6 protein-coding genes are annotated in these 8,528 nt (G+C 64.1%); 5 read left to right on the top strand and 1 reads right to left on the bottom strand.

Annotated features, from left to right (window positions below; all coding sequences use genetic code 11):
- Positions 1-34: 34 nt before the first annotated feature.
- Positions 35-847: a folate-binding protein YgfZ gene (locus WEA77_RS01255; protein WP_368066061.1), complete on the bottom strand. Its 813-nt coding sequence runs from the start codon at positions 845-847 to the stop codon at positions 35-37.
- Positions 848-1,089: 242 nt separating this feature from the next.
- Between WEA77_RS01255 and WEA77_RS01250 the strand changes: the two genes are divergently transcribed.
- From WEA77_RS01250 to WEA77_RS01230, 5 genes are all read left to right on the top strand, one after another.
- Positions 1,090-2,430, top strand: coding sequence for a dihydroorotase (locus WEA77_RS01250; RefSeq protein WP_368066060.1), 1,341 nt, complete (start codon positions 1,090-1,092; stop codon positions 2,428-2,430).
- A complete protein-coding gene (locus WEA77_RS01245; protein WP_368066059.1) occupies positions 2,427-3,233 on the top strand; it encodes a potassium channel family protein in 807 nt (268 codons plus the stop codon). The genes WEA77_RS01250 and WEA77_RS01245 overlap by 4 nt, the downstream gene beginning before the upstream one ends.
- 70 nt (positions 3,234-3,303) lie before the next feature.
- Positions 3,304-4,719 carry a M20/M25/M40 family metallo-hydrolase gene (locus WEA77_RS01240; RefSeq protein ID WP_368066058.1) on the top strand — a complete coding sequence of 472 codons (1,416 nt, stop codon included), beginning with the start codon at positions 3,304-3,306 and terminating at the stop codon, positions 4,717-4,719.
- 101 nt (positions 4,720-4,820) lie between these two features.
- Positions 4,821-6,689, top strand: coding sequence for a feruloyl-CoA synthase (locus WEA77_RS01235; RefSeq protein WP_368066057.1), 1,869 nt, complete (start codon positions 4,821-4,823; stop codon positions 6,687-6,689).
- A 258-nt stretch (positions 6,690-6,947) separates the two neighbouring features.
- A complete protein-coding gene (locus WEA77_RS01230; RefSeq protein WP_368066056.1) occupies positions 6,948-8,519 on the top strand; it encodes an acetolactate synthase large subunit in 1,572 nt (523 codons plus the stop codon).
- Positions 8,520-8,528 lie beyond the last annotated feature (9 nt).

Here is an 8,528-nt window from a genome sequence, read left to right as displayed (position 1 = left end):
GCTCACGGGCGCCCAGCCGCAATACGGCGTCTCGTCACTCATCGGCCGGGGCCTCAAGCAGGGCTTTTACTTCGGCAATCAGCCAGGGCGCGCTGTCAATCTCCGCAGGCGCATCATTCACGGTCACCGGATCCCTCGCCATGATCGCCTTGGCAAACCGGTCAGTCCGGATCAGCGCGAGGCCTTCATTCTCTGCCGCGCTCGTCACCGTGCCCAGCAGGCCTGCGCCCGCACGCACTTCGGCGCCCGCCGCCAGCGTGCTGGCGCGCACCCGCACCGTCCGCTTACGGATCAAGGCCTTGCGCTTCATCCGGCTTGCCACTTCCTGGCCGACGAAACAGCCTTTGCGGTAATCTATGCCGTCCATCAGGTCCATGTTGATATCGGTCGGAAAAATTTCCGCCGACCGGTAATCGCGGCCCCATTCGGGAATGCCGGCGCCGATGGCCAGCGCGTTCCAGCGGGGCAGGGGCTCGCCCGCGTCCGCCGCCGTGGCAATCGTCCGCCGGGGCAGCTTTGCGCTTCGCGGGTCGGGCGTGCCGTTCGCGTCAATTGCGGAAACCAGCCCCTCGTCCCGGGTGATCTCCACCGCCGAGCGCAGCCGGAACATCTTCAGCCGTTTCAGCAGGTCCTCGGCTGCGTCCGCATGCACGTCGATGCGCACCCCGCCTTCGGTCCGGTGCGCGATATAGTCCGCAATCACCTTGCCCTGCGGCGTCAGCAGCGCCCCATACCTTGCCGCGCCGGTCTCCCAGCCCGCCACCGTATGCGTCACCGTCCGCTCCAGCAGCGCCAGCGTGTCAGGGCCTTCAAGAAAAAGTATCGCGCGGTCGGGGAGGCGGTGCATGGACTATTTCTAAGCCCCTTTACCCCTCCTTGTCATCCCGGCGAGCGAACGCGGGGAGCCATGCGTGAAGGATCGCCCCCTCTAAAAGCGCTCATCCCCGCCCCGTTCGCCGGGATTGATGGCAAGAAGGGAAAATTCAGATCCAGAGACCTGCCTGCCCTCGCTGGATCCGGCCAAAACGGCTGCGCCCCAAGCAAATCGCCTGCGTGACATTTCCCCGCTGCGGCGCGATAAGATGGCCTATGACCCAGGTTTTTGACCTTATCCTGCGCGGCGGCACGCTCGTCACCCCCGGCGGAGAAGCCCGAACCGATATCGGCATCATCGGCGAACGCATCGCCCGGATCGGCGACTTATCGCAGGCCGCTGCCGGCGAAATCTACGGCGCCGCTGGCCTGCACATCCTGCCGGGCGTGATCGACACCCAGGTCCACTTCCGCGAGCCCGGCCTCGAATACAAGGCCGACCTCGAGACCGAGGCCCGCTCGGCTGCGCTCGGCGGGGTCGTTGCCGTGTTCGAGATGCCGAACACCAATCCCTCGACCATCACGCCCGACCTGATGCTCGACAAGCTCACCCGCGCCAAGGGCCGCATGGACATCGACCATGCCTTCTATGCCGGCGCGACCCATGACAACGTGGCACTGCTGCCCGAGATGGAGCGCATGCTCGGCTGCTGCGGGGTCAAGGTCTTCATGGGCGCCTCCACCGGCGACCTGCTGATCAAGGACGATGCCGGTGTCGAAGCCGTCCTGCGCGCCATCAAGCGCCGCGCCGCTTTCCACTCCGAAGACGAATACCGCCTCGAGGAGCGCCGCCACCTCGCCGTCACCGGCGACTGGAACAGCCATATAATCGTGCGCGATGTCGAGGCCGCCGTCTCCTCCACGCGCCGTTTGCTCAGCCTCGCCCGCAAGACCGGCAAGCGCATCCACGTCCTCCACATCTCCACCGCCGAGGAGATGGACATCCTGGTGAACGCCAAGGATGTCGCCAGCGTCGAAGTGCTGCCCAACCACCTGACGCTTGCCGCGCCCGATTGCTATGACCGCCTGAAAGGCTTCGCCCAGCAGAACCCGCCGGTGCGCGAAGCGCGCCACCGCGACGCGCTCTGGCGCGCGCTGAATGCCGGCATCGTCGATGTTCTGGCGACGGATCATGCGCCCCACACGGCCGAGGAGAAGATGCGGCCCTATCCGGCCTCGCCCTCCGGTATGCCCGGCGTGCAGACGCTGGTGCCCGTGATGTTGACGCATGTGCATGACGGCAAGCTCAGTCTGCAGCGCTTCGTAGAGCTCACCAGTGCCGGTCCGCAGCGCGTTTTCGGCCTCGCCGACAAGGGCCGCATCGCCGAAGGCTACCATGCCGACTTCACGGTCGTGGACCTTAAGCGCAAGGAGACGATCACGAAGGAATGGTCGAAGTCTAAATGCGGCTGGACCCAGTTCGACGGCTTCCAGGCAACCGGCTGGCCGGTCGCCACCATCGTGCGCGGCGGCTTCGTGATGCGGGACGGCGAGATCACGTCAAAAGGCGGCGGCCAGCCCGTCCGCTTCAACGAAACGCTGGAGCCGGCTGGTTGAGCGGAGCAGTCAGCGAAAAGAAACCCCTCGGCCTGCGCCGTACGCTCGTCTGGCTGTATGAAGGCGTCGGCAAATGGCCACTGCGTTTCCGCTGGGCCATGCTCATCTTCGATGTGCTGACGATCAGCTATTTCCTCGTCTCGCCCTTCATTCCGAAAGAGGGCTATCACTACTGGCTCGACTATGTGATCGGCGCCGTGATTGCGCTGGACCTTCTCGCCCGCTTCTACATTGCCCCTACCAAGCGCCGCTTCCTGCAGCGCTATATGAACATTGCCGATATTATCGTCGTCTTCACGATGTTCGCGCCGCTGATCTCGCAGAATTATGCCTTCCTGCGTATCATCCGTGCCCTGAGGATCGCGCGCGCTTTCACCTTCCTGCGCGACAATAACCTGCTTTCCAGCTACCTGAACCTGAACCGCGTGGTGATCGAGCGGGCAATCAATGTCGTCGTCTTCCTCTTCATCATGTCCGCGCTCGTCTATGCCGATCAGGTGAACCGTCCTGGCTCGGATGTGAAGAACTATCTCGACGCTTTCTATTTCACTGTCACCAGCCTGACGACGACCGGATATGGTGACGTGACGCTCGTCGGCTGGACGGGCAGGGTGTTGCCCATCATCATCATGCTGCTCGGCGTCACGCTCTTCCTGCGCCTCCTGCGCGCGCTCGTCACGCCGACCGACAAGGTTGAGGTTGAATGCACCAATTGCGGCCTGATGCGCCACGACCGCGACTCGGTCCACTGCAAGCATTGCGGCGAGGTGATCTATATCGAGAATGAGGGGTTTGATCCTTAATCCGGGGGGGCTTGCCCTTTCCCCCGCACTGAGCGAGCAAGGAGGCAGAACCCGCCGTCCGGAGACGTCCATGAACTTCAAGCCCATTCTCCTGTCCGCCGCGCTGCTGCTTGGCGTGCCTGTCGGTCTCGCAGAAGAGCGCACCGCGTTCGAGCAATCCGCCCGCGAGATGTACCAGACCGCCGTCGAGATCCGGACCGCGCGCGGGCAGGCGAAAACGCCTGAGCTGGTTGAATACCTCGTCCGTGAACTCAAGGCCGCCGGCTTTGCCGATGCCGATATCCGCGTCACTGATCACGACAATAATGGCGAAGCCGTGCAGGGTCTGATGGTCTGGTACCGTGCAGACGGCGTCCCGGCAAAAAAACCCATAGTTCTGCTCGCTCACATGGATGTCGTCGACGCACTTCCCGAAAGCTGGGTGCGCTATCCGTTCGAGCTGATCGAGGAAGACGGCTACTTCTTCGGCCGCGGAACCGCCGACAACAAGTACGGCGTCATCAGCCTTGTCTCCGCGTTCATCCGCCTCAAGCAGGAAGGCTTCACGCCGAACCGCGATATTGTCATTGCGCTGTCGGGCGATGAGGAGACCGGCATGGTGTCCACCCGCGCACAGGCTGAGTTTGTCGCGGTGAATGTCGATCCCGCCTATGTCCTGAACGCCGATGCCGGCGGCCTGACGCTCGATACAGACGGCAAGGCCCTGTTCTACAGCGTGCAGGGCGCCGAGAAGACCTATGCTTCCTACGAGCTGTCGATCTCCAATCCCGGCGGGCACTCTTCGGCTCCGCGTCCGGACAATGCGATCTACGAGCTGGCCGCTGCGCTCAGGAAGATCGAAGCTTACACCTTCCCGGTCATGCACAGCCCGCTGACGATTGCCTCCTTCAAGGCCGCCGGGGCGCAGACGCCCGGCCCGCTGGGCGAAGCGATGCTCGCCTTCGCCGCCAATCCGGCTGACGAAGCCGCCATCGCGGCTTTGCGCGCGGACCCGTCCACCATCGGCACGCTCGCCACCACCTGCATCCCCACGATGCTGCGCGCCGGCCATGCGGACAACGCCCTGCCGCAATTGGCCACCGCCACGATTAACTGCCGCATCTTCCCGGGCGTCGGAATCGAGGCCACCGAGAAGACGTTGAAAGAAGTGATCGGCAACGAGGAGGTGAAGTTCAAGCTGATCTCTACCCTGGTCGAAAGCCCTGAATCGAAGCTGCCCGAAGACGTGCTCGCCGCCCTCAACGCCTCACTCGCCCAGCGCGGCCTTGGCGGCCTCGCCATACTGCCGCACATGTCCTCCGGCGGCACCGACGGCATGCACTACCGCAATCTCGGCTATGACACGCTCGGTATTGGCGCCAGCGGCGCCAGGCCCAACGACACTTTCGCCCACGGCCTCAACGAACGCCTGCCAGTCGCGTCCTTCTATGACGGGCTCGACCACTGGTACGTCATCCTGAAGGAACTGGCGGGCGCCAAGGAGTAGGCGGGGGGCTTGCCCTTTACGGCTGGCTGCGCGAGCAATCACACGAGAAAACACATGCAGGCCGCCTTCCGGCTGCCCTGCGGGGAGATAGACGTTCGCCCATGAGCAAGACTGCGCATATTCCGTTCCGCGAGGTGCCGTATCTTCCATTGAAGCTGAAAATAGACCGGCGTCCGGACGGTACGATCTATCTCGACAGCGCCCTGCCGCTGAAAGCCCATCCGCCGCATATGCTCGCCCCGCTGGTGAAATGGGCGGCCGAGCGGCCCGGCCAGGCCTGGCTCGCCGAGCGCTGGCCGGAAGATCCGGCGCGGGATGACTGGCGCAAGGTGACTTATGCCGAAGGCCTCGCAGCCGTGCGCCGCATCGCCGCCGCCTTCCTCAGCGAGGGCGCCGGGCCGGAGGCGCCGGTTATGATCCTGTCGAAGAATTCCATCGACAATGCGCTCGTCATGTATGCCGGTATGTGGGCCTCCAGCCCGGTCGTGCCGGTTACGCCGGCTTATGCCACGCTGAGCCAGGACCTTGTTCGCTTCCGCTACATCGATGAGCTGGCGAGCCCGAAATTCATCTATGTGGAGGACGGCAAGGAGTACCAGCGCGCCCTCGATGCGCTCGACCTCACGGGCCGCCTCGTCATCTATTCGCGAAATGCGCCCGATGTGCCGCGCGCCGTCAGCCTTGAGGATTTTGCCGGACAGAGCGGCCCGGCGGTTGACGAGGCCTATGCCGCACTGACCCCGCAGACAGTTGCGAAATACATGCTCACCTCAGGCTCCACCGGAGAGCCCAAGGCAGTCATCAACACGCACGCCATGGTTGCTGCCAACGCAAAGATGATCCGCTCGGTATGGAACGAGGAACGCCTCGACGAGATCACCGGCGGCCCGCAGGTGATGGTGAATTTCCTGCCCTGGAGTCATACCTACGGTACCCATTCAATCCTGCACAACATGCTGGACTTGGGCGGCACGCTGTATATCTGCCAGGGCGCACCGACGCCGCAGCGTCTGCCAGAAATGCTCCGTAATCTGAAGGAAATTCCGACCACTCAGCACACGACCGTCCCGCAGGCCTGGGCGGCGCTCGCCACCGCGCTGGAGCAGGACGACGGGCTCGCCGAAGTCTTCTTCTCGCGCCTCACCTCCATGGCCTATGGCGGCGCCTCGATGGGGCAGGACATCTACGAGCGCATCCAGGAAGTCGCGGTGCGCATCGCCGGCGAGCGCATTTCGCTCTCGGCTGGATACGGCGCGACAGAGACTTCGCCGACCGCGTCGAACGTCCACTGGCCGAATGACAAGATGGGCCTGATCGGCCTGCCGCTGCCGGGAAACACATTCAAGCTGGTGCCCGCCGGCGAGAAGCTCGAGCTGCGCGTGAAGGGCGTCAACGTCACGCCCGGCTATTTCCGCAATCCGCAGAAGACCGCCGAAGCCTTCGACGAGGAAGGCTATTACCGCCTCGGCGACGCCGTGAAGTTCGTCGACCCCGCTCAGCCGGAAAAGGGCCTCGCCTTTGACGGGCGCACGGTGGAGGAGTTCAAGCTGGTCAGCGGCACCTGGGTGTCGACCGGATCAGTGCGCGTTGCCGCCGTCGCAGCGAGCGGGGGCGTGCTCTCGGACGCCATCGTCTGCGGCCTCAACCGCGAAGAGATCGGCCTGCTCGGTTTTCTCAACGAGGCCTATTGCCAGCGCCTTGCCGGCGCGGCCCTGCCCATCGAGGAACTGGTCCGCCATCCTGAGGTAGAAGCGGCGCTGCGCGCGGGCCTTTCGGCGCACAACCGAAAAAATCCCAATGCCTCGGCCCGGATCGCCCGGTTATTCCTGCAAACCAGCCAGCCCCGGCCGGACCTCGGCGAGATAACCGAAAAGGGATATATCAACCAGTCACGCACCCAGGAGTTGCGCGCTGACCAGATCGATCTGCTTTATCTGCCTGATGGCCTGCCAGGAAAGTTCCTGTTCTGAATGCGCTTGCGGCAATCGTTGCGATGGTATGCAGCGATGCCGCTCAAAAAAAGGCTCGATTTCTGACATTCGAGATCTATTGTCCCTTCCAAGCTGTAGTAAACGCTGCAGCCCAGCCATTCCCCTTTGGCTATGGCGGGCCGCAGGCCGCTCATGGAAGACCCCCTTGCTTCTAGAACGATCTGCGGTCCGTTTGGCTTTTGCGCCGCCCGATGAATTCGCCTAAGCACCTCTGCAAAGAGATCTCGGAAGGCGGACATGGCAGATACCAGCAGCGACATAAAGACCGGCGCCGAGGCGGTGGTCTCGACCCTGGCTGACCACGGCGTCACCGCCTGTTTCGCCAATCCCGGAACATCCGAAATGCACCTCGTCACCGCGCTCGACCATGAGCCGCGGATCAAATCCGTGCTGTGCCTCTTCGAAGGCGTGGCGACCGGCGCAGCAGACGGCCATGCGCGCGTCACCGGCACGCCGGCGATGACGCTGCTGCATCTCGGCGCGGGCTATCTCAATGGCGGCGCCAATATCCACAACGCCAAGCGCGCCTGGACGCCGATGATTAACGTGATCGGCGACCATGCCGTTCCGCACCTGCGTTATGATGCGCCGCTGACCTCGAACATCCTTGGCCTGGCAGGTCCGAATTCGGTCTGGATCAAATCCGCTGACAAGGTGGCCGATGCGGGCAACCTTGCTGCGCAAGCCTGGGAGGCGAGCTTCGGTCCGGTGCCCGGACCGGTTTCGCTGCTGCTGCCGGCCGATACGGCCTGGACTGAAGGCGGCAAGCCCGGCGCAAAACGCGGGCGCCCGAAACTGCGGGCGCCGGACGCGGACAGGATTACAGCGGCAGCTAAAGCCGTGCGCCAGGCGATGAAGCCCATGATCCTGATCAATGGTACAGCGCTGACACCGCAAGGCCTTGCCCAGGCGGCGCGCCTCAAGGCGGCGGGCATCCGTGTACTGACGGATACCTTCTTCCCGCGCATGGCGCGCGGCGCGGGTCTCTTCGCGCCGGACCGGATGCAGTATTTTGCCGAAGGCGCGATGGCTGACCTTGAAGGCACGGACCTGATGCTGGTGGCGGGCACCCAGGTGCCGGTCGCCTTCTTCGCCTATCCGGGGCGCCCCTCGGTGCTGGTGCCGGAAGGCTGCACGCCGCTGGTCATCGGTGGGCCAGAAAGCGACAGCGCGGCCATCCTTGGCGCGCTCGCCGATGCGCTGGGCGCGAAATCATCTGCCGATCCGGCGTCGCTGGATCTGCCGGGCGTGCCGACCGGCACGCTGAATGCTGCCAGCATTGGCGCCTCCATAGCGCGCCACCTTCCAGAAGGCAGCTTCGTGTCCGATGACGGCGTCTCCAACGGCCTGCCAGCGTTCATGATGACCGGCCGGGCACGTCCGCACGAATGGATGATGCTGACAGGCGGCGCCATCGGGCAAGGTATGCCGCTGGCGCTCGGCGCGGCGGTTGCGGCCAAGGGCCGAAAGGTGCTGTGCCTCTCGGGCGACGGCGCAGGCATGTATACGAACCAGGCGCTCTGGAGTATGGCGCGCGAAGGCACGGACGTGGTCAACGTGATCTTCGTCAACCATTCCTACCGCATACTGAACATCGAACTCGCGCGCACAGGTGCAGGAAATCCAGGCCGTGTCGCCGAAGACCTGCTGGGCCTCGGCCGGCCGGAGATCGACTGGGTAAAGTTGTCCGAAGCTCAGGGGGTGCCGGCGGTGAATGCCACTACGGCGGAAGCGTTTGATGCCGCGCTGGCACGCGCCTTTGCCGAGCCGGGTCCACATCTGATCGCGGCGCATGTGCCGGCAAGATAGCCAGGCGCA

Origin of the sequence: Hyphomonas sp. (assembly GCF_040882205.1) — a bacterium.
Lineage (GTDB): Bacteria > Pseudomonadota > Alphaproteobacteria > Caulobacterales > Hyphomonadaceae > Hyphomonas.
The sequence above is the reverse complement of the archived record's forward strand: the minus strand, read 5'-3'. Positions and strand labels throughout refer to the sequence as shown.

Excerpts from the sequence above, each read along its gene's own strand:
- WEA77_RS01255 (WP_368066061.1), bottom strand. The coding sequence starts at position 847 with ATGCACCGCCTCCCCGACCGCGCGATACTTTTTCTTGAAGGCCCTGAC.
- WEA77_RS01240 (WP_368066058.1), top strand. The coding sequence starts at position 3,304 with ATGAACTTCAAGCCCATTCTCCTGTCCGCCGCGCTGCTGCTTGGCGTG.
- WEA77_RS01230 (WP_368066056.1), top strand. The coding sequence starts at position 6,948 with ATGGCAGATACCAGCAGCGACATAAAGACCGGCGCCGAGGCGGTGGTC.
- WEA77_RS01250 (WP_368066060.1), top strand. The coding sequence starts at position 1,090 with ATGACCCAGGTTTTTGACCTTATCCTGCGCGGCGGCACGCTCGTCACC.
- WEA77_RS01235 (WP_368066057.1), top strand. The coding sequence starts at position 4,821 with ATGAGCAAGACTGCGCATATTCCGTTCCGCGAGGTGCCGTATCTTCCA.